Here is a 19,865-nt window from a genome sequence, read left to right on the forward strand (position 1 = left end):
CGGGATGACGGCCGGCCGCGCCCCGAGCCGCGGCTCGCCGACACTTGATCCCGACTTTCCGAGCCTTTCGACGCGAGCCGTTCCCCGGACCGGACTGCGCCTTCGTTGCGGCGCCAACCCGCTCCGGTTCCTCGCGCGCAATCAACTTCCGGAAGAGGTTGCGTCGCCAACCAGATCACGCTGAAGCCGTCCGCACCATGCAGTTGCGGATGCTCACTCAGCCTGCCGCGATGTAGTCGCGCATCTCCCGTGCCTCGCGCTCGGCATCCTCGATCTTCTGCTTGACGACGTCGCCGATCGAGATGATGCCGATGAGCTCGTCTCCATCGCAGACCGGCAGATGACGGAAGCGGCCGTTCGTCATGATCTGCATCGCCTCGTCTACCGTGGTCTTCATCGTGCAGGTCGTCACCCGGAGCGTCATGACGTCCTTGACCGCCTGGGTGAGACACGAGATGCCCACCTTGGCGAGCGTCCTGACGATGTCGCGCTCGGAGATGATGCCGTCGACGCGGCCCCCTTCGCCGAGAAGGACGATGGCGCCGATGCGCTTCTCGGACATGACCCTTGCCGCTTCTTCCACGCTCACGCCTGGATCAAGCGTGACGACGCCCCTTTGCTTGCCGCCGAGAATCTGGCCCACTGACATATTCGCTCCTCCCATCAGTGCCTTCCGTGAAGGTGTGTCAGGGAGAAGACGAGAGCAAGCCCAGATTTCGCCGATGACAACTTCGCCGGCATAACGACGCGATCCAGCCGTACGCTTGGTAAAGCCGGAACGGGCGATCTTCGCGGAGATTACACCGCGCGATGACGCGCTCAGTCCTGGCGATCCCGTCGCGCCGCCGCGGGATCACCCCCTTGTGGCCGGAACGGGATCGAAGGCCGGCAGCGCGAGAAATCCGAAGAGGAAGCCGCCGAGATGGGCCTCCCAGGCCACCTCGCCGCCGCCCAGCGCACCGCCGACGCCGCTTCCGATCAAGAGATTCGTCGCGAAGAAGACGATGATGAAGATCAGCACCGTCCGGTTCGACAAAGCCTCGGCTATCGAGGCGCGCGGCCGGTGCTCTTCGGCCGGCAGGCGGCCGGATGGGTCCTGCCCCGTGAAGGCGAACCGGCAGGCGCCGCCCATCAGTGCCGAAACGACGCCGGATGCACCGATCACCGGCACGATGAGCGCCGGATTGACGAGATAGAAGACGGCAGCCCCGGCGATCGCACCGAGGGCCGAATAGACGAGGAACCGGCCGGTGCCGAGCCGCCGCGCGACCGGCGCGCCGAAGGCGACGAGCCACAGCGAATTCACGCCGAAATGCATCCAGCCGCCATGCAGGAAGGCATAGGTGAGCGGCGACCAGACCCCGGCTCCCGCATCACGAAACCGGCAGACGTCGTCGAGTCCGGCATAGCAGCCGGGAATGAAGGAGAAGTCGATCAGAAAGCGCGCCTCGGCGATGTCGCCCAGCACCATCGTCCGCAGGATGTGGACAGCGGCGAAGGCGACGATCAGGACGGCGATGATCCCGGGAATATTGAAGATCGGCGGGTGCGGTCGTGGGCTGGTCTCATCCGCGACGCCACTCCCATCTTCCCTGCCAACCATCACTTGCTTCCTTCTGGTGAACCCCTCGGCTGCCGGCGCCTGAGCCAGCCGGCGGCCAGCGCTCCACATGGGCCCTGCGGGACAAAATGAAATGGACGCGACGAAAAAGGCCGCCCGAACCGGGCGGCCAAAAATTTCGTCTCGCGGGTTCCGGCATGGCCGCAACGCCGCAACGATCGTGTTTGCAAACGGGGACGAGCTTGTCCTGCCAATCAGTTAGCGCGGATGCTGAAGCTCGGCAAAGACAACGAGCGCAAACGGTTAACATCCCGGGCGGCGCGGCGGTTTCGCTCAAGGCGGAGGGTATATCCACGCAAGATTAACCTTCCCCTGCAAGAATCGTCGCTGAGGAACTCTGCCCTTAATACGACCACAGGACGGCCAGCCCGATGCAGACGACGATGACGGCCCAACCGCCACTGACGGATTTCGTCGAGCGTCGCCGCTTCCAGCGCGTCTCCGTCGATCTCCACGGCCGCTTCATGCGTCAGGACCTCAGCGAATATCCCTGTCGCATCGAGAACATGTCGCCCGGCGGGGTCGCCGTGCTCACGCAGGTCACGCCGCAGCCGAAGGAACGGATCATCTTCTACATCGATCATATCGGTCGGCTGGAAGGAACCGTGGCGCGGCTCTTCAAGGGCGGGTTCGCCGTCGACCTCGTCAACAGCGAGCGCAAGCGCGAAAGGCTCGCGGCGCGGCTGACATGGCTCGCCAATCGCAGCGAGTTGGACCTGCCGGAAGACCGTCGCCACGAGCGCATCATGCCGACAGACCCGTTCGCGGACATCGTGCTGGAGGATGGGCGACGCTATCAGGTCCAGATCATCGACCTGTCGCTCTCGGGCGCCGCAGTCCAGGCGACGGTGCGCCCTGCCCTCGGCGCGCGCGTGACACTCGGTACCATGCAGGGCCGCGTCGTCCGCCACCTCGACGAGGGCTTTGCGATCGAGTTCGCAAACGTCCAGGCGCGCGAGTCGCTCGAGCGGCTGTTCCGCTAACGGCCGCGACGCTATAGCCGCCGCTCTCCTTCGCCGCGCTCGATCCCGCATCGTGGCAGCTCTTTGAGGTCGGGGCCGCGGGCCGAACGGTCTGCGCTCTTTGACGAAAGACGGCATCCAGGCCGCGGGCGGGATTCCCGCAGCGGCGGATAGCCGGCTTCCTCAACAGATTGGCGGCCCTAGCGCTCGCCACCGGCATCATCCGCACCGTGCGGACCTCCCTAAACCTGGCGTGAGCACGCCCGGTTGGCCGAGCCGGCCCTCCTTATACCGGCGCGCATGGATGCTGACGCATCCGCCCGCTGAACACATCCCGATTATCGACGCCAAGCCAAAGGCTTGACGAAATTCGGGATTCGGAACCAGGAGTCATGTCCAATGCCTCCTGGTATTGGCCTTCTATGAACTCCCCCCAGGCCTGCGCTCGTCTCGTCCAGCAACCTCAGACGCCGCGGTCGGAGGAATTCCTCCTTTTCCTCACATGACGACCTCGGCCGTGCGGCGGCTTTGGCCGAAGAGGGGCCGCCCCCGCGCCCCTACTGCTTCCTTCGCCCCGCAGATGGCCGCCTCTTTCCCTCATCCTTTCCAACCCATTGCGATCCCGGCCGCTCCAGAAGCGCCGCGATTAACCATGCTGTCAGAACGCAAGGCCGGATTCCCGGGGTTTTCCCCGGCGGAATGACATTCCGCCTCTTGCAATGGGCCGGCTTTTCCGGCCCCATGGGCCGCGAGGTTAACAAACGGTAAACGGAAACGGGCAAATTCTCCGTCTTCGATTAGAGAGTTTTATAGTATAAATTGCTTCAAGTTCTCCGACATTTTGAATCAAACTGCCGAGCTTGCTTTGGAGCGATAGTAAAATCGCACTGCCATAGTCTCTCCATCGACGGGGAGAGTGCAATGAAAAAAATCGTCAAGCAAATCGCCTTCGCAATCGGACTTCTGGCCGCTTCGACCATGGCGACATCCGCGAACGCCCGCGGTTCTGCAATGCTGACTGCCGGCATCACGTCGCAGCCGGTCGGGCATTACGAATTCTGCAAGCGCTACCCCGGAACCTGCCGGCCGAGCGGCGCGGCCGCTCTGGTGAAGCTGTCCCGCACGGTGTGGAGCAAGATGCTCGACGTCAACAATGCGGTGAACCGCAGCATCATGCCTCGCACGGACCAGGACATTTACGGCATCCCGGAATACTGGGCCTATCCGACTGTCGAGGGAGACTGCGAGGACTTCGCGCTCTTGAAGCAGTACATGCTCGAGCAGCAAGGCATTCCGGCATCGGCCCTCCTGATCACGGTCGTCCGCCAGACCAATGGCGAAGGCCATGCGGTCCTCACGGTGCGGACTGACCAGGGCGACTTCATCCTCGACAATCTCGACAACCGCGTCCTCGCCTGGGACGCCACCGACTACCAGTATCTGAAGCGTCAATCGGAGCGCGATCCGGGCAAGTGGGCCACGATCACTGATGACCGCAACCTCCTGGTCGGCAGCGTCCGCTGACGCTTGCCCGGGGCGGCGACGATCGGTCGCCTGCCCCGCACCTGCGGTCCCGCAATCGCGACCGACAGGGATCAGAGGCAATGGTTCGGTGCGCCCGGGGAACCCCGTCCTGCTCCGCGCGCACCAAAGGAGCCGGTCCTACCAGGGGGGACCGGCTCCTTACTTTTTGCGATGCTCTATGGAGGCGCGTCCTCTCCCAACGAGAAGGGAGCGTGATCCCGCGCTACTCCAGATCGATGTCGAGGATCGTCATCGTGAAGTGGTAGGAGACTTCGCCTTCCTCCGTATCCTTGGAGATCAGGCCGGCGAATTCGTCGTTCAGATAGACCTCGGCCGTATCGGACTTGCGCGGCATGGCACGGACTTGGAGGTCCGCGCCCTTGAAGGTTTTCTTCAAATAGCCTTCGAGCTTACGGATCTCGTCGGGCTTCACGGCGTACTCCCTCTCAGATTTCGAGGGCTCGAAGATAGGGAGGAGGCGGGAGTTTCAATCCTCCCGTCGATCATTCGGCCCTGTCGAAACTCTGATCCATGGCGCGTGCCGGCTCGTCGCATCCTCCGGTCGTCCCGACGACCTTCGCGGGAACGCCGGCCACCGTCGAATGCGGCGGCACCGGCTTCAGGACGACCGAGCCTGAGGCGATCTTCGAGCAGTCGCCGATCTTGATGTTGCCGAGGATCTTCGCTCCCGCCCCGATGAGGACGCCGCAGCCGATCTTGGGATGACGATCCCCGAATTCCTTGCCGGTTCCGCCGAGCGTCACGTCCTGAAGGATGGAGACGTTGTCGCCGATCACCGCGGTGAAGCCGACGACGAGGCCGGTCGCGTGGTCGAGGAAGATGCCCCGTCCCATGCGCGCGTTCGGATGGATGTCGGTCTGGAAGACGGCCGAGGACCGCGACTGGAGATAGAGCGCGAAATCGCGCCGTCCCTCCTTCCACAGCCAGTGCGCCAGCCGATGCGTCTGGATGGCGTGAAACCCCTTGAAGAAGAGGAGCGGCTCAAGATAGCGCTCGCATGCCGGGTCCCGGTCGTAGACCGCCTGGATGTCGGTGCGCAGGCTCTCGCCAAAGCTGCCGCTTTCGGCCAGCATCTCGTCGAAAGCCTGGGCGATCAGCACCGCCGGAACGTCGGGATGGTCGAGCCGCTGCGAGACGCGGTGGACCAGCGCCGATTCCAGGCTGCGATGGTTGAGGACGGTCGCATAGAAGAAGCCGGAGAGCATGGGTTCGCCCTCGGCCGCCTCCTCCGCTTCACGCCGGACCTGCGCCCAGATCGGATCGACCGCCTGGAGCTTCTCGTGAACCTGCGGGCTGCTGACGCTCATGGCGTTCTCCCTAGTGCGCTGACCCGATCATCCGGTTCCACCCGGGAATGCTGCCGGACCCGTGATCTTGTCGCGGCGCGCCGGCCGGAAGCGTCCTGCCGCAGGAACCGGCGACCGTCTCCGCAGATGACATAGGCGATCGCCAGCCGCGCGAAAAGATGCCGGTGGTGCACGACGCGTTCATCTATCGCGGCCGCTTCGAGCACCCGATTGCCGGAGCGCCCGGCTGATCAGGCCGTCGCCTTCAGGAAATCGGTGACGGCAGCCTTGAAGGTCCGGTCGCCGACGGACAGCATGTGGTCGCGGTTCTCGATCGCAAAGACCTGGGCATGCGGCATCATGGCGGCGAGCGCGACGGGCGATCCGGCGATCTCGTCCTTGGTGCCGACGCCGATGAACACCGGCTGTTCGATCCGGGCGACATCCTCCGCCGTCAGTTCCTTGCGCGACGTCTCGATACAGGCGGCAAGCGCGTGGCGGTCGCTCCTGGTGCGATCGGCAAAGGCGCGGAACATCCGCCCGCGCTCGTCCGACACATCGTCGAGCGAGGGTGCCCGCAATGCCGCCGCGATCGGGTCCCAGTCGCCCACGCCTTCGACGAGGCCGATGCCGAGCCCGCCGAGGACGAGCTTCTCGACGCGATCGGGATGGGACAAGGCCGCGAAGGCGGCGACCCGCGCCCCCATGGAGTAGCCGAACAGCGTCGCGCGTTCGATCGCGAGATGATCGGCGAGCGCAATCGCGTCGCCCGCCATCTTTTCCGGCGTGTAGGCGGCCGGATCGGTTGGCTTGTCGCTCATCCCATGGCCGCGATGGTCGAAGGCGACAGCGCGATACCCGGCCCCGGTGAGCGTTTCGATCCAGCCGGGATCGATCCAGTTGACCCGCATCGACGAGGCGAAGCCGTGCAGGAGCATGACGGCGGGCGCATTCCGATCGCCCTCGTCGATATAGGCGAAAGTCAGTCCGTCGTGAGCAAAATTATCCATCACAGATCTTCCGGCGGAAATCGGATTTGAGGCAGCGCGCTCTGGATAGGCGCGATGCCGCGTTTTCGCCACCCCTTCTCATTCCGTCTCCTCGCCACTATGGTCCGGCGCGACGCGAACGAGCCGAGGGAAAACGGCATGGCCGGACATCTGATCCCGCATTTCCAGAACGACGCCGGTCATTCGAGCATCGAAGTCGGTGTGAGTGAATTCATGTGCTGCGGGGCGAACCCGCCGCACGACCATCCGCACGTATTTCTCGACATGGGCGACGAAGCCGAGATCGTCTGCGGCTACTGCTCGACGCTCTACCGGCTGAACACGACGCTGAAGCCGAACGAGACCAATCCGGCGGGCTGCCTGTTCGAGGAGCGCGCGGCCTGACACCGGCCTGCGCCGAAGGCACGTTGCCATGTCAACTTTAAAAGGTCCGCCGCCCAGGATCGCCTTTGTCGGGGCCGGCATTGCCGGTCTGACCGCGGCGCTGGAGTTCTCCATGCTCGGATGGCCGGTGACGGTGTTCGAGCGGGCCGCCCGGCTTGAAAGCGTCGGCGCCGGGATCCAGCTCTCGGCCAATGCGCTGCGCGTGCTGGAGCGACTCGGCCTGTCGGCGGCGCTCGGCGCGACCGGCACCCGTGCCCGCGAAGTCAGCCTGCGCAGCGGTCGCACCGGCCGGCTGATCGCGAAGGTCCCGGTCGAGGCCGATGACGGCACGCCTTACCTCTCGATCCACCGGGCCGATCTGCAGACCGTCCTGGTCGAGGCGGTCAGGGCGCGCCGCGAAATCGATCTCCGCCTGGGATGCGAACTCGCTGCGATCGCTCCCGCGCCCGAAGGCCTGTCCCTGACGATCCGCGAGACCGGGCGGGAAAGCCGCTGCGAGGCCGATCTCGTCGTGGCCGCCGACGGCGTGAATTCGGCGATCGCCAGCCAGCTCGGGCTTCCCCCGTCCCGTCCAAGCGGCGCGGTCGCCTGGCGCGCCGCGGTTCCGGGCACGGGATTTTCCGGGATCAACGCCTGGCTCGGCAGGAGCCGCCATGCCGTCGCGTACCCGATCCGCGGCGGCACGCAGACCAATCTCGTGCTGATCGAGCCGGCCGCGGCCGCGCCCGACGCCGATCCTGCGGCGATGCTCGAGCGCTTCTCCGGCTGGGACAGGACGCTGAAGGAACTGATCCGTGCGGCGAAGCAGCCGACCTTCTGGCCGCTGCTCGAAGTCCCGGCCGCGCGGCCATGGCGCCATATGGACGACCGCATCGTCCTGATCGGCGACGCCGCGCATGCGATGCTGCCCTACGCCGCCCAGGGCGCCGCGATGGCGATCGAGGACGCGGCTGTCCTTGCCGCATGCCTCGCCGAGGCGCCGGACCTTTCTTCGGCGCTCGCCGCATACGAGGCAGCGCGCCGGCCGCGGATCACGCGCGTTCGCGAACGCGTCGCCTTCCATCGCCGGGTCTACCACTTGCCCTTCCCGCTCGGGCTTGCCCGCGACGCTGTCATTGCGGCCCGTCCCAAGGCGAGCCTGCGCGGCGACCTCGCCTGGCTCTACGACTGGCGCCCGCCTGCAGCCGGGGCTCAGACAGCCGGCTGATCGAGGATCGCCGGGTGCGTTCGCCCGGGTATCCCAACGGAACGCAATTGCGAGACGTCGCGTTTCCTGAGAATGTCGGGAGCGGGAACTGGCGGATAGCGGCTTCCGGTTGGACCGGGTCGCGCCGCCAAACCGCTTCGATCCCTCGGCGGCAAACGATCTGGCACCTTCGGGACCCGGCCGTCGGCCCGGGCTTCAAGAAGGAACTTCGATGCCGCGCTTTGCGCTCATGCCGTCTCACCGCCGCACACGTCCCTTCGCGCTTTTCCTCGCCTCGCTGGCGCTTTCCGGTGCCGTCGCGGGTAGCGCTCTAGCCGAGGACACCGGTGCCGACGGCAAGAGCGGCCGCGTGATCCCCAAGGCCGCGCAGTCCTCCGCTCCCGATCTCGCACCGGCCGAAACGACACCGGCTCCGGCGGCCGGACCGACTCCCCCGGCGCTTTCCCAGCCCGAAAGCGACGCCATCGAGGAAGCCGTTCCCAGCAACGAGCCGAAGCCGATCGAACCGCAGGCGACCGAGCCGCGGCCAGAGCACGCTTCGCCGAACTCCGCGCCGGCAGCCCCCGATTCCACCGCTGCTCCCGAAGCGACGACGGGCGAAGCGTCGGGAACCATCGTGCTTCCCAATGACGACACGCCGGATACGGAAATGCCGACACAGGGCGCGCCGGACAGCGGAGAGGCGGCGCCGGCCCGGTAGCCTCAGACTTCCGGATCGCCCTGTGCCCTCGTCATCCCGATAATTGCAACGCGGCGGATGCACATCCGTCGCGGTATCGCTATGCTCCGCTCCCAAGGCGGGCGGATAACGCTTCGCACATATCCTGGGAGGAGGGACGCATGGCAGCGGAGATCTTCGAGACACTCGACAAGCGGTTCAAGCGCCTCTTCGTCCCGACGGCGCGGCTCGATCATCTCTACCAGGGCTGCCGCTGGGCCGAGGGTCCGGCCTATTTCGCGGCCTCGCGCACCCTCGTCTGGTCCGACATCCCGAACGACCGCATGCTGCGCTATGACGAATGCACCGGCACGGTCGGCGTCTTCCGGCATCCGGCAAATCATTCCAACGGCAATACGGTCGACCGGATCGGCCGGCTCGTCTCCTGCGAACATGGCGGGCGGCGGATTTCGCGCACCGAGATCGACGGCAGCGTCGTCACGCTGGTCGATTCCTACGAGGGCAGGCGGCTGAACAGCCCGAACGACATCGTCGAGAAGTCGGACGGCACGCTATGGTTCACCGACCCCACCTACGGCATCGATTCCGACTATGAGGGTCATCGCGCCGAGAGCGAGCAGGCCGGCTGCTACGTCTATCGATTCGACCCGAAGGACGGCAGCCTGACGGCGGTCGCCGATGATTTCGAAAAGCCGAACGGCATCGCCTTCTCGCCCGACGAGCGGACGCTGTACATCGTCGATACGGGCCTCACCCATCGCGAGGACGGCCCCCGCCACATCCGCCGCTTCGCGGTATCGCAGGATGGCCGGCTCACCGGCGGCGAGGTCTTCGCCGAATCCAGTGTCGGGCTGTTCGACGGATTGCGCCTCGACGAAGCTGGGCGCATCTGGACCAGCGCGGGCGACGGCGTCCACTGCTACGACCCGGACGGCACGCTGATCGGCAAGGTGAAGGTCCCTGAGGTCGTGGCGAATGTCTGCTTCGGCGGGCCGAAGCGGAACTACCTCTACATCTGCGGCACGACATCGCTCTACGGCGTACGGCTCGCCGTCAACGGCGCGAAGACGTTCTGAGAGCCAGGATCACGCATTCGACTCCGCGCCCAGCGGCACGTCGACATGGAACGCCGCGAAACTCCGTGCGAACAATGGCATAGGCCGCGAACTTCAACTCCGACATCTGCTGGCCGATCTCCACTGGCGGCCGGACGTCGGAGAAGGCCCACAAGCCTCGCTGAGGTCGCGAGAACGCGGGCCCAGCGGCCAGCTCTCTCGGACCGCGCCGACCGGTCTGGACCTCGCATGCAGCCATTTGCCATCGCGCGATTCTGGAACCCGTCGCCGGTCCGCGGGAAGAGCGATTCCGCCGGTCGGGAGGCGCCAAGACGTATATTCTGGAGTGCAAGCATTCCCGCGAGAGCGAAAGCTCGCACCGCGCGAATCTACAGAGGAAGAAAGTGGTGGGTGATGTAGGGATCGAACCTACGACCCGCTGATTAAGAGATAGCGGCTTGCCTTCCAGCGCCATCTTCGACGCCGTCGTTAGAACGCTTCAAGCACCTGTTTCAATTGCCCTTCCCGCCGATTTCTTACATCTTTATCACGAAGAGCCTCGATGCGCTGCTGCCGATCCTGTATCTGCGCGGGATCTCGACTGGCGACTTTCAGGAAGCCCTTGCGGCGCTGCTCGGCAAGGACGCGCCTGGCCTCTCACCCTCCGTCATTTGCTGCCTGAAGGACGACTGGCAGGGCGAATATGACCGCTGGCAACGCCGCGATCTCTCAGTGCGCCGCTACGTCTACATCTGGGCAGACGGTGTCTACCTCCAGGTCCGCATGGAAGACGCAGCCGCCTGCATGCTGGTCGTCATCGGCGCGACGCCCGAGGGCAAGAAGGAACTCGTCCGCTTCCAGGTCGGCGTCCGCGAGAGCGCCCAGAGCTGGCGGGAACTGCTCGTCGACCTGAAGGCCCACGGCCTTTCCGTTGCCCCGAGATCGCGGTCGGGGACGGCGCCATGGGCTTCTGGAAGGCGCTCGACGAGATCTTTCCCAGAACGAGGCATCAGCGCTGCGGGGTCCACAAGATCGACAACGTCCTCAACAGGGTGCCGAAGTCGGTACAGCCGAACATGAAGGTCGACCTTCGAGATCCGCGACGCGCCGGACCGGGCGGACGCCGAGGCGGCCATCGCGGTCTTCCAGGAGAAATACGGCACCAAACACCCCAAGGCCGTCGAATGCCTCGTCAAGGACCGCGAGCCGTTCCTGGCCTTCTTCGACTCCTGAGCTCGTCGAAGGGCCGGCCGAGCATTGGGACCATTTACGCACGGCCACCCCCATCGAGAACGTCTTTGCCACTGTCCGGCATCGAACGGTGCGGATGAAGGGTGCCCTGTCGCATAAGACCGCGCGGCTGATGGTCTTCAAGCTCGTCATGGCCGCCGCCAAGTACTGGCGAAGGCTGAAGGGCGAAAATCGCTTGCCGATGGTCATCGCAGGCGTCAAGCTCACCGACGGCGTCGCGGTCACACCGGACGCCGATCAACGCGCCGCCTGATCGACTCCATCACCCAAATCCGGCCATAGCTCCAACAATTGCACCCCAGTTTATGGAAGTACGATTGTGTTAAAGTCGGAGAGCGACTTTGAATATTGAACATCTGCGGGATTTTCTCTGCGTCTGCGAGACGATGAACATGACGGCGGCTGCCGCACGACGTCACACCACACAGTCCAATCTCAGTAAGCGACTCCGTAGCCTTGAGACCTCAATCGGTCAGGATCTCATCGATCGAACCAGCCGGCCTATGACATTGACCTCCGCCGGCGAGAGCTTCGCCAAGCGGGCGAGGCGAGCTCTCGATCAACTGGAAGGTCTGCGGATCGACGCACTGCCCTGGTGGGTAAGCGAAGGCGCCTTGCGGATTGCGATGCCGCATGGCGCGAGCGTTGACGTTTTCCCGCATTTCAAGTTGAGAGTTCAGGAAAAGCTGAACGGGACGTACCTCATTCCCTTGATCGCTAACGAGGATACGGCCGCGCAGATGATCTCCCGCTCGCAATGCGATCTCGCGCTCGTTCACCACCACGAGACGGTCGCTCATGCGGACGGTCTTGCCGTGTTCAAAGGAGCGAAAATCGCCAGCGACCGGCTTGTCTTGGTCAGACCGGGGCAAGGTCAGGCGCGCTCGGACGAGCGCTGCTTCATTCCGCACCGGGGTACATATCTTGGAAGAGTCTGGCAGGCTGCCGGATCGGCCACGCGCAAGCCCGAGATCGAACTGGGCATGGCGGTCGATATCAGAGCGAGTTGTCTCTCCGGCGCAGGGGCCGGTGTTCTGCCCTTCAGCCTGATCGAAGCCGACGTCGCGCTCGGCCGTCTCCTGATCGAGGACGACGTTTTGCCGATCGACTACGACTTGGTGCTTTACTGCGCGCCCGAGGCGAGCCCGAAGGCGCGGGAGCTTTGGCAGGCGATCGAACAGGATCCGAACCGGGCGCTCGCCCCGTCTTCGCGCCGGACGGGCGACATCAGTCCCGTTTGAACTTCTGTCAGTCGAACAATGACTTGGACGCGCTTCAGACCCCCCTGCTAAAGCGCGTGGGCCATCGCCTCTGTGCTTAGCTCCATGCGGCAGAGTTGCGGCCGGGCGAGAGCGAGCGTCGCGGAGAACCCGAAGCGGCGAAACGGAGGGAACGAAGCTTTGCATCCATGTGTCATACGAACGGCGATCGCCATCCTGTCGCTTCTGTCCTGGATGGCCCCTGCAAGTGTAGCGTCCCAAGAGCGTCCGGTTTCGGATTTCACGGATTGGGCCAACGGACAACTGATCTTTGAGGATGATGGACGCGCTATCTCCAAGGCGCTGAGAGCGGCTACGGGCCGGCCCTATACCCATGTCGGAATGGTTCGCATAACCGGCGGCGGAGCGGTCGCTCTCGACACCAATCCTAGCCTATGGGAGAACTTCGTCGAAGAATTTATCGCCAAGGCCGTCAGTGGCCGCTATGCCGTTTACGCGCTGCGCGGCCTGTCGACGAATGCGGCCTTCACGCCGCCGCGTGTCGCCAATGGCTACCTCAACACCCCGGACGATCCGTATCTGAGGCCGGGCCGCTCCGAACTGTCCGGCGTCGAACTGGCCAGGCTCTCCTTTGCAGCCTTGGGCATCAAGCTCGGAAAGACGACAACCTTCGGAGGTCTGGCAGTGAAAACACCTGCAATCCGAGACTGGTTCCACGGGGTTTGGCGGAATCATCCGGACTGTAAAGTGCGACATGCCAGCGAGACGGCGTGCTGGGACATCGTTCGTCGTCAGTCGGTCATAACCCCCGCAAGTCTTGCCGAAGATCCACATCTCGTCTGCGTATGGTCGAATTTCGAGGCCGATCGAAACCTGTGTCCGGGGCCGCGATGATACCGGATACCGTAAGCGGACCAACAGAGATCGAGCCGCATGCGCCGGTGGCGGTGGCGGTTAGACCGGTAGCCCCATATCCGCGGGCAACGGCACGGGCGGTATTCGGCAAGTTCATCGGTGCGAGCGCCGCCGCTTCTCTGCTTGTCGCCTCGTCTCTCTCCACGAAAGCCGAAACGAACCGAACACAAGGCGGCAATGCACACTTCAAGAGCGTGCCGGGCCCGACGCCAAAGCCGGATCGAAAGAGCCCGGTCCCCGGGGAGGGATGGATCGGCGTGGCGCTGACCACCGAAGCGGGAGACCGGATCGGTATCGTCGAGCGGATTGAGCGGCGCCCTGTTGGCGGATCGCAGACGGAAGTCCTTGTCCGACAGGCGGACTGGACGCTTCTCGGCATCGACATCAACCGCGTCGCCGTGTCAGGCAATCATCTCGTTTTCGTCGATCGGGAACCGGAGTGATGCGGGCTCGACGTTTGACTGCGCTGGTTGCGCTCAAGCCTACTTCAGCGGCAGTCCTTTTCGCGGTCAACGGCCTGTCGACGCTTGAAGCCTCGGCGGCGACAGGCTCGGGCAGCGGGCTCTTCGAGGTCTCGCAACGGCTTGTGTCGGCCTACAACCGTGGAAGCGCCGACCGCATCCGCCGCCTGATGTCGCCTGAACTGAAATCGAGATATTCCAATGCCGCCGTTCTTGATGTGATTGCTCAGTGCAAGCGGCGACAAATGCCGCACATTGTTCGAACCAGCCTGCCGGTCTCAGGGGGGAGAACCTATGGCTTCTTCGCGGTCTACGGTGATGACATCACATCGTCGATGATCCTGGAAGTGGATCAGCAGGATCGGATTGTCTTCTGGAAGATGGAGGACGACCCCTTTGGAGGGGACTTCAGCTGCTCGTTCAAGGAATTCTGACAATTGGCAGTTGGTGCCAGGCCTTCAAATGCGGTCGAGGCCCTCCTTCCCCATGTCGGTCAGGATGGACCGATAGCGGAATGGCATGCCTGGCTAGAGCCTCCGAGCGCGATGGCCGCCGCCGGCGAAGAGACAGGCGCCCGCCCCTGTCGCCGCACCGGCGGCACCGTCGAGATCGACACGTGCACCTCCGGAGCTTCCCGGGTTTATGGACGCATCGGTCTGGATGAACTTCTCGTAGGAATCCAGTCCAAGGTCGGCCCGGCAAAGAGCGCAGACGATCCCGAGCGTGGCACTCTGGCCGAGGCCGAAGGGACTGCCGACGGCGATCACATAATCGCCGACGCGGAGTTGTCCGGAATCGCCGAATGGAATCTCAGTCAGACCATCGGCCTCGATCTTGATGACGGCAAGATCGGTTTCCGGATCCGACCCGACGATTTCCGCCTGTACCGCTCGACCGTCGGAGAGGACAACAGCAATGACGATTGCCCGGTCGACGAGGTGACTGTTGGTGAGGATAAATCCCTTCGCCGCATCCACTATCATCCCGGACCCCACGCGCTGCGTCGGATAGGTCTGCGGCGGGGAGTTTTCCGGCAGATCAAAGAACCGGAGCAGGAGTGAATCGGCCGGCATCGGGCTTTCTGCGGAGGCTCCCTCGCTCACGGCATCGATGCTGACGACGCCGGGCAGAACGCCTTCGAGCATCGGCGCGAGCGTCGGCTGGACGAGACGGTGGGCGACGGCAGGCGGTTCGGCGCTCGCGATCCATGCTGGCGCCGCCGCCGCAAGGACAACCGCAGCGAGGAAACTGCGACATAGCGCTGTCATCCAACGACCCTTTCAGGGTGCGCGTGTGCCGCCTTGGCAGGGCATTCGCGATCATGGCCTGGAGCGAAGAAGCTCCGGCGAACGATGATCAGGCCGTTCCGGCAGCGGCGACCATGCCCGCCACAGCCTGCCGACCGTTCTCCAGACGCCGGCGAGCCCGGCCGGTGCGTAGTGCGGCCGGGCCGCGGAGCTGGAGCAGTTGCGCCAGCCGGTCACGGGCGCGGCTGACGCGGCTCTTCATCGTGCCGGCGGGGCAGCCGCAGATCTCGGCCGCCTCCTCATAGGAGAAGCCCGACGCGCCAACGAGGATCAACGCCTCGCGATGGTCGACAGGCAGAGTCGCGAGCGCCGTATGGAAATCGGAGAGGTCGAGCGCGCCCTCCTGGCTCGCTCGGACCGTCAGCCGTCCCGCCATCTCTCCGCCGATGTCCGCGACTTCCCGCCGCGACTGACGCAGTTGATCGTAGAACTCGTTCCGCAGGATGGTGAACAGCCAGGCCGTCAGGTTCGTCCCCGGCTCGAAGCTTGCCTGGCAGCCCCAAGCCTTCACCAGCGTCGCCTGCGTCAGGTCGTCGGCGCGGCTCGCGTCGCCCCGCGCCAGCCCGTACGCATAGGCTCGTAGGCTCGGAATGGTTGCGAGAAGCAGGTCCTTGAAATCGGCTGGCGCGGTCATGACTGACATTCTCCAAGCATCCGAGGTCGGGGAGCGCGACGGCGCTTCATTTCGCGCCGTTGAGGAAGACGGTAAGGCTTTCTGCCGGGCGGACTTTGACGCGCATCAACTTCCCGCGGCAAAAGAACGCGGGCAGCCTGTGGTGGCTCTCCATCACCGTTGCGATGCCGGCAACGGCGCCATCGATGATGGTGTCGATCCGGGAGGTCCGCCCGGCGATCAGGCCTCCGCCGCAAACCCGGAGACGAAAGGAACGCCCATGGCGCACGTCCTGGTGATCGGAAGCGCGAATGTCGACCGGATCTGGCGGCTCGACGAGCCGATCACTGTTGGCGGCCGCTTCACCTATCGCGAGATGCAGACTCGCTGCGGCGGCGGCGGCTTCAACACGGCGGCGAGCCTCGTCGCTCTCGGCCACACCGTTACCCTTTGCACGAGGCTGTGCGACGACGCCCTCGGTCGTGCCACCCTCGAAACGCTCCGCGCCTTCGGCATCGGGACAGAGGCGGTGCGCTGGGAGACCGGGTCGACACGGCCGCTGCAGATTCTCGTCGAGCCCTCCGGCAACCGGACCATCGCCGCGCCTGTGGCGGCGGAAAGCCATACGCTTGCCGAACTGCCGCCGGTCGCGGCGAACATTGCCTATGTCAATGTCCGGCGCGCCGATCCGGCTCTGCTGACGGAACTGTGTTCGCGCATGCCCGTCGTCGCGCAGATGCCGCTGGAGAGGGGCCAGCGCCGGCCGAGCCATGTCCTCATCGGCGCAGCCTCCGACCACGCGGTGGTGAGCCGGGAGGCCTTCGTCGAAGCGCGCCGGATAGCCGGAGATGGGCTTTCCTCCTTTATCTTGACCGGGGGAGCCGGCGCCGTCCGCCTCTGGAGCGAGGGCGGGGAGACACGAATCCCGGTGCCGCCTCTGCCAAGGGCGCCGGCCGATACGACGGGCGCGGGCGACGCGTTCGTGGCGGGATTGATCGACGCGCAGCTGACGGGCGCATCGCCAGTCGACGCGGTTGGCCCTGCCAACGCCATCGCCGCCAGATACCTCACCGACCGCGACGGCTTCTGGGGCGGATCGTCCATGCTGGCGGCGGTGGACGGCTGAAGTCTTGCGGTCCGCAAGGGGCTGCGGAGCGGGACCGGTGCGGCAAGCTCAGACGCCGATTGCGCTGCGCACGGCCTCCGACAGAAGCGTGCCCCAGGACCAGACCAGGGAAGACGACGAGGGCCGCCATGAGCGCCACCGTCAGCCCAGCCGGCACCGCCCTCCCCGCGATCCGCCGGCGCAGCCTCAGATGCAGCGGCCTTGCCAGCACCGCGAGGACGAGGGCCCAGACGATCGCCGGCAGGAACGGCACCGCCAGCAGGAGGCAGAGGTAGAAGCCGACCATCCCGGCTGCGATCAGGATCAGCGTCGAAAGCGTCTTCGGAGGAGGCGTATCGCGATCAAACACCGGCCCCACCGCGGCTCTTCCGGTTCCGGTTTGCGCCGAGGCGCGGTAGCACCGACTTGGCCAATCCTGCGTTCCCGCCGTCAGGCTTGCGAGCGAGCCGCGAGCGCAGCAGCTTGTCAGCCTCCATGACGAGGAGCACCGACAGCGCCAGCAGCACAAGCATCAGCCATTCCGACAGCGGCAGTGGCGAGAGCCCGAGGAGATTGCGCAGCCGGCAGGTGTCTCACGATCACGTTGCGGCGCGCCATACGCCGGGTGGCGATCGACAGGGCAATGGTGACCGCGACCGGCAGGCCTTCGGAGATCACCGAGACCGCGAGCGCGATGGGGACGATGAAGGTCTCGCGCAGCGTTGCTCCGGCGCCGAGCTGCAGCGCGATAACCGCCAGAATGAGGCCGAACGAGACGATCCCGAGGATCTGGGTGAAGCGGTCTAGGCGCCGCGTCAGCGGCGGCGCCGCGGCCGGTGCCTGCAGGGCGCCGGCGATGGCGCCGAGTTCGGTCCGGCTGCCGGTGGGCGACGACCAGCGCCCGCGTGCGGCCACGCTGAAGGTGGAGCCGGCAAACAGCATGGTCAGCCGCTCGGCGAGCGGCGTGTCGGCGGCAAGGGCTCCGTCCGCCACCTTGTCGACCGGCAGCGACTCGCCGGTGAGCGAGGATCGTCGGCCTGGACCTTGGCGGCGTCGAGGAGGCGCAGGTCGGCCGGAGCCCGATCGCCGCCTTCCGCGGCATGCGGCCGAGCAGCGCCGCGAGTTCGCTCCCGGCCCGCCGTTGCGCAAAGGCTTCCAGCGCCCCGCCGCCGGAAGACATCAGGGCGATCATGACGCCTGCCAGATACTCGTCGAGCAGGAGGGCGCCGCCCATGGCGAGAGCCGCGATGACGTCGAGGCCGAACTCGCCGCGTCTGAGGCCGACCAGGATCTCTCCCAGGAGATGGACGAGCACGAGCACGGTTCCCGCGGCCCACCGCGACGCGTCAAGTCCCGCACGATCGGCGAACCAGAAGAGCCCGCCGCTTGCGAGCGCCGCCAAGGTGATCGGCAGGAGCAGGGTCTTCGTGAAGGCGCCGAAGCGCCGCAGGACGGAAGGTTCGGAAGATGGCACGCGCAGACCCCTTCTTTGGAACGACTGTAATTCGTCCGCGCGATGCGCCTTGATCGGACGCAGTTCCTTGCCTCCACCGGTCCCGCGTTGATGTGGATCAATGCGGGACCGGCGGGTTCGAATTAGGGATCGAGCACACCCGCAGCCGATGCTCGCCCGCCGCAGATGGAGCTTGTCAGATGCGCGAACACTTCACCGTTCCCGATCGTCAGGCGAAGTTGGACCTGATGAGGGTCGGCGTGACGCTTGCCCTTCGGTGCGCCGATTGCGAGCGGCTGTTCGGCGTCGACGATGACTCGGCGGGTCGGCTGCGCAACTTCGCCCGCGGGCACGGCTGCACCTTCGCCCACATCCCTCAAGGCGCTGCTTTCTTCCGCATTCTGTTGCCGTCCCACCTCGCGGAGGGGTAAGCGGCTTGCGAGGCAACAAAGGCTGGGAAGCGGGCCGGTCGTCATTCGAGCCTACCCGTCCGGCCCGCCAGCCCGCCCGAAGGCCGTCCACATGAACGACCTCGATCTCCTCAGCCGCCTCGCCGTGTCGCTGTCGATCGGGCTTCTCGTCGGCCTTGAGCGGGGATGGCAGACCCGCGAGGAGGAGCCGCATCTTCGCGCCGCGGGCCTTCGCACCTTCGCACTGACGGGGCTGCTGGGCGGGATCTGCGGCGCCGCCGCCGCAGCTTTGTCCGCGCCGCTGGTAATTGGCCTCGGCTTTCTCGGATTCGCCTTCGCCTTCACCACCTTCCATGCGCTGGAGGCGCGGGCGAGCCGCAACTTCTCCGCCACGTCGGCGGTCGCCGGGCTCTTGACCTTCGTCCTCGGGACCTACGCGATCATCGGGTCCGTCCCGGTCGCGGCAGCGGGAGCCGTAGCCATGACGCTGCTCCTGGCGCTGCGCGAGCCCTTGCACCGTTGGGTGCAGGCGCTCTCCTGGACGGAGATCCGCGCCGTCCTGACGCTCCTCGCGATGACCTTTCTCCTGCTGCCGATCCTGCCCGATCGGAGCGTAGATCCGTGGGGCGCGCTCAATCCGGCGCGGATCTGGATGCTGACCATCTTCATCGCGGCGCTCTCCTTCGGCGGCTACGTCGCGATCAAGGCGCTCGGGGACCGGCTGGGCGTCCTCATTGCCGCGGTCGCCGGCGCCATGGCGTCGTCCACGGCAACGACGCTGACCCTCGCCCGTCTCGGATGCGAGCGGCCGCATTCGGCCGGGCTGATTGCCGCCGGAATTCTGATCGCCGGCGTCGTGATGACGGCGCGGATCATCATCGTCGTCAGCGTTATCGACCGTGACCTGCTGTTTTCCATTGCGCCGGAGCTTGCCGTTCTGTCGGTGGTCCTCGTCGCATTCGCGGTCGTGCTCCTGTTCCGGAACCGGGCGGCGGAGAAGACCGAGCTCAAACTTTCCAATCCTCTGCAGCTGGGCGCAGCCATGAAGATGGCGGGCTTCATCGCGCTGATCCTGATAGCGAGCGTGCTGATGCGGCAGGTGCTCGGCAATGCCGGTATCCTCGCTCTCGCGGCCGTGTCTGGTCTGGCGGATGTCGACGCGATCTCGATTTCCATGGCCGAGCTAGCTTCCCGCCCGGGCGGCCGCGGCGTCGCCGGACAAGCCATCCTCATCGCCGTCAGCGTCAACACCGCGGTCAAGGCGGCGATGGCGCTCTGGGTCGGCCGACGACCGGTCGGCATCCCCGTCGTCGCAGCCAGCGTCCTCGCGGTCGTCACGATGGCTGTCACGGCAGTCCTTTTCTGACGCCCTTCCACCTGC

Annotated in this window: 22 protein-coding genes and 1 pseudogene; 15 read left to right on the top strand and 8 right to left on the bottom strand. The window is 65.5% G+C overall.

Annotated elements, in window-relative coordinates; genetic code table 11:
- Window positions 1–217 precede the first annotated feature (217 nt).
- Entirely contained in the window at window positions 218–649 is a 432-nt protein-coding gene (locus LH400_RS22175) for a CBS domain-containing protein (protein ID WP_229155650.1), read from the bottom strand.
- Between the two features lie 204 nt (window positions 650–853).
- Window positions 854–1,603 (bottom strand): rhomboid family intramembrane serine protease, encoded by a 750-nt coding sequence (locus tag LH400_RS22180; protein WP_229155651.1) that lies wholly within the window; start codon window positions 1,601–1,603, stop codon window positions 854–856.
- Between the two features lie 389 nt (window positions 1,604–1,992).
- On the opposite strand from LH400_RS22180, the gene LH400_RS22185 reads away from it, so the two are divergent.
- Window positions 1,993–2,604, top strand: coding sequence for a PilZ domain-containing protein (locus tag LH400_RS22185; RefSeq protein WP_229155652.1), 612 nt, complete (start codon window positions 1,993–1,995; stop codon window positions 2,602–2,604).
- Window positions 2,605–3,504: 900 nt separating this feature from the next.
- Window positions 3,505–4,107, top strand: coding sequence for a transglutaminase-like cysteine peptidase (locus LH400_RS22190; protein WP_370638457.1), 603 nt, complete (start codon window positions 3,505–3,507; stop codon window positions 4,105–4,107).
- Between the two features lie 223 nt (window positions 4,108–4,330).
- Here the strand turns inward: LH400_RS22190 and LH400_RS22195 are convergent, their stop codons facing one another.
- The 3 genes from LH400_RS22195 to LH400_RS22205 form a co-directional block, all read right to left on the bottom strand.
- Window positions 4,331–4,540 carry a DUF3126 family protein gene (locus LH400_RS22195; protein WP_229155653.1) on the bottom strand — a complete coding sequence of 70 codons (210 nt, stop codon included), beginning with the start codon at window positions 4,538–4,540 and terminating at the stop codon, window positions 4,331–4,333.
- Window positions 4,541–4,610: 70 nt separating this feature from the next.
- Window positions 4,611–5,435, bottom strand: a complete 825-nt coding sequence (gene cysE / locus LH400_RS22200) for a serine O-acetyltransferase (protein ID WP_229155654.1) — start codon at window positions 5,433–5,435, stop codon at window positions 4,611–4,613.
- A 230-nt stretch (window positions 5,436–5,665) separates the two neighbouring features.
- Window positions 5,666–6,424, bottom strand: a complete 759-nt coding sequence (locus LH400_RS22205) for an alpha/beta fold hydrolase (protein WP_229155655.1) — start codon at window positions 6,422–6,424, stop codon at window positions 5,666–5,668.
- A gap of 138 nt (window positions 6,425–6,562) precedes the next feature.
- Here LH400_RS22205 and LH400_RS22210 point away from each other — a divergent pair, with 138 nt between their 5' ends.
- The 9 genes and pseudogenes from LH400_RS22210 (at window position 6,563) to LH400_RS22250 (ending at window position 14,030) form a co-directional block, all read left to right on the top strand.
- Window positions 6,563–6,808 carry a zinc-finger domain-containing protein gene (locus LH400_RS22210; protein WP_229155656.1) on the top strand — a complete coding sequence of 82 codons (246 nt, stop codon included), beginning with the start codon at window positions 6,563–6,565 and terminating at the stop codon, window positions 6,806–6,808.
- A gap of 28 nt (window positions 6,809–6,836) precedes the next feature.
- Window positions 6,837–8,015, top strand: coding sequence for an FAD-dependent monooxygenase (locus LH400_RS22215; RefSeq protein WP_229155657.1), 1,179 nt, complete (start codon window positions 6,837–6,839; stop codon window positions 8,013–8,015).
- A gap of 211 nt (window positions 8,016–8,226) precedes the next feature.
- Window positions 8,227–8,715, top strand: coding sequence for a hypothetical protein (locus LH400_RS22220; protein WP_229155658.1), 489 nt, complete (start codon window positions 8,227–8,229; stop codon window positions 8,713–8,715).
- A 140-nt stretch (window positions 8,716–8,855) separates the two neighbouring features.
- Complete coding sequence (locus tag LH400_RS22225; RefSeq protein ID WP_229155659.1) at window positions 8,856–9,770, top strand: SMP-30/gluconolactonase/LRE family protein; 915 nt, start codon at window positions 8,856–8,858, stop codon at window positions 9,768–9,770.
- Window positions 9,771–10,298: 528 nt separating this feature from the next.
- Window positions 10,299–11,253: pseudogene (locus tag LH400_RS22230) on the top strand (IS256 family transposase); the annotation flags it as partial.
- 88 nt (window positions 11,254–11,341) lie between these two features.
- Window positions 11,342–12,241 (top strand): LysR family transcriptional regulator, encoded by a 900-nt coding sequence (locus LH400_RS22235; RefSeq protein WP_229155660.1) that lies wholly within the window; start codon window positions 11,342–11,344, stop codon window positions 12,239–12,241.
- Window positions 12,242–12,400: 159 nt separating this feature from the next.
- Window positions 12,401–13,114, top strand: a complete 714-nt coding sequence (locus LH400_RS22240) for a C40 family peptidase (RefSeq protein ID WP_229155661.1) — start codon at window positions 12,401–12,403, stop codon at window positions 13,112–13,114.
- Window positions 13,115–13,392: 278 nt separating this feature from the next.
- On the top strand, window positions 13,393–13,578 hold the full coding sequence (locus LH400_RS22245) for a hypothetical protein (protein ID WP_229155662.1): 186 nt from the start codon (window positions 13,393–13,395) through the stop codon (window positions 13,576–13,578).
- A 14-nt stretch (window positions 13,579–13,592) separates the two neighbouring features.
- Entirely contained in the window at window positions 13,593–14,030 is a 438-nt protein-coding gene (locus LH400_RS22250; RefSeq protein ID WP_229155663.1) for a hypothetical protein, read from the top strand.
- Window positions 14,031–14,123: 93 nt separating this feature from the next.
- Here LH400_RS22250 and LH400_RS22255 read toward each other — a convergent pair whose 3' ends face one another.
- Both LH400_RS22255 and LH400_RS22260 read right to left on the bottom strand, forming a co-directional pair.
- Window positions 14,124–14,741: a trypsin-like peptidase domain-containing protein gene (locus LH400_RS22255; RefSeq protein ID WP_229155664.1), complete on the bottom strand. Its 618-nt coding sequence runs from the start codon at window positions 14,739–14,741 to the stop codon at window positions 14,124–14,126.
- 211 nt (window positions 14,742–14,952) lie between these two features.
- Window positions 14,953–15,537: a sigma-70 family RNA polymerase sigma factor gene (locus LH400_RS22260; protein ID WP_229155665.1), complete on the bottom strand. Its 585-nt coding sequence runs from the start codon at window positions 15,535–15,537 to the stop codon at window positions 14,953–14,955.
- 259 nt (window positions 15,538–15,796) lie between these two features.
- Here LH400_RS22260 and LH400_RS22265 point away from each other — a divergent pair, with 259 nt between their 5' ends.
- Window positions 15,797–16,642: a carbohydrate kinase family protein gene (locus tag LH400_RS22265; protein ID WP_229155666.1), complete on the top strand. Its 846-nt coding sequence runs from the start codon at window positions 15,797–15,799 to the stop codon at window positions 16,640–16,642.
- Window positions 16,643–17,107: 465 nt separating this feature from the next.
- Here the strand turns inward: LH400_RS22265 and LH400_RS22270 are convergent, their stop codons facing one another.
- Window positions 17,108–17,614 carry a P-type ATPase actuator domain-containing protein gene (locus LH400_RS22270; protein ID WP_229155667.1) on the bottom strand — a complete coding sequence of 169 codons (507 nt, stop codon included), beginning with the start codon at window positions 17,612–17,614 and terminating at the stop codon, window positions 17,108–17,110.
- Between the two features lies 1 nt (window position 17,615).
- Here LH400_RS22270 and LH400_RS22275 point away from each other — a divergent pair, with 1 nt between their 5' ends.
- The 3 genes from LH400_RS22275 to LH400_RS22285 all read left to right on the top strand — a co-directional run bounded on the left by LH400_RS22275 (window position 17,616) and on the right by LH400_RS22285 (window position 19,850).
- Complete coding sequence (locus LH400_RS22275; RefSeq protein WP_229155668.1) at window positions 17,616–18,125, top strand: hypothetical protein; 510 nt, start codon at window positions 17,616–17,618, stop codon at window positions 18,123–18,125.
- 149 nt (window positions 18,126–18,274) lie between these two features.
- Window positions 18,275–18,505 (top strand): hypothetical protein, encoded by a 231-nt coding sequence (locus tag LH400_RS22280; protein WP_229155669.1) that lies wholly within the window; start codon window positions 18,275–18,277, stop codon window positions 18,503–18,505.
- Between the two features lie 91 nt (window positions 18,506–18,596).
- Entirely contained in the window at window positions 18,597–19,850 is a 1,254-nt protein-coding gene (locus LH400_RS22285; protein ID WP_229155670.1) for an MgtC/SapB family protein, read from the top strand.
- The last annotated feature ends 15 nt before the right edge of the window (window positions 19,851–19,865 follow it).

The organism is Jiella soli (genome assembly GCF_020615385.1).
Lineage (GTDB): Bacteria > Pseudomonadota > Alphaproteobacteria > Rhizobiales > Rhizobiaceae > VKMB-3413.